This window comes from Caldivirga sp. UBA161, assembly GCF_002506515.1.
In the GTDB taxonomy this organism is placed as follows: domain Archaea; phylum Thermoproteota; class Thermoprotei; order Thermoproteales; family Thermocladiaceae; genus Caldivirga.
This window is the reverse complement of sequence record NZ_DAXS01000041.1, coordinates 34,164-35,177: the sequence shown is the minus strand read 5'-3', so window position 1 is coordinate 35,177 and position 1,014 is coordinate 34,164. Positions and strand designations below refer to the sequence as shown.

The 1,014-nt window shown below is 41.2% G+C and carries 1 pseudogene; it reads left to right on the top strand.

Annotation, left to right across the window (positions count from 1 at the left end):
* Positions 1 to 1,014, top strand: a pseudogene (locus BP896_RS04845) (hypothetical protein); the annotation flags it as partial.

The following is a 1,014-nucleotide window of genomic DNA, read 5'->3' as shown; positions in this document are numbered from 1 at the left end:
TATTAACTTGAAATCACCATTGAATATAGTTAACCTTACTGTTCAAGTATCAGGCATTAGTGGGGGCCCATTCTCAAGCAACCCCACTGCCACAGCCACATTCTACGTGAACGGTACTGAGGTTAGTTCATTTTCAATAAGCCTACCTAGGTGGCATTACGTGTATTCGTATACATTTCAGGAGTATGCGTATGAATTATATGGCGTGGACACCGCTGAATCCACAGGCTCATTATTGGGTTCATGGGTTAGTGTCCTAAACCTAACTGGCTCAAGTATAATGCAAGCTACCATTAAGCTTAAGCAGAATTATGCGCTCATACTTAACCCAATTATTGCCGTCAGCCTAAATAACGCCCCAGCCCTAGGCTCAATACTCAGCCTAGCCTACGTTAAGCCTAGCGTGGGCTTGAGGATGCTTAACATAAGCTACACTATATGTAACATAACCTCAAACGCAGTAATGTATGAGGTTAATTTAAGTAGTATAAATCCAAGCATCATTGGCTACCCCTATAGTCAATTACTCATCCTGGTCAACTACACCGGCATGGTGCTGATTATTAATCCATGGAACCCAAGTGCGTTAGGAATATATGGCATTAACTATAGTAGTTATGTCCCATCAGGCTACTCATCAACATCCATGGTGGCTTACTATACTCAAGTCTATAATACAGCCACAGGTTCCTTAACTAACATAGCCTATTTATGGAATGGTGGAGTACCCACAGCCTTAACAATATACAATGGCTTATCAGTGATGATTAATTACGGTTTACTAACAACAATATACCTAGTTAATGTACAGCCCTCAGGCGTAAACATTCTCCAAAGCCCAGTAAGCCTACTCAAGATTTATACATTCAATGAATCAATCTACAATATACCAACAGGCTACTTAGCCCTAAGTGAGACCGCGCCATCATCAAGCCTCAACCCAAAACTAATAATCAGCTACAGGTACCTACCCAGCCAAACACTCCCATTAACATACATTAACACCACCATAAC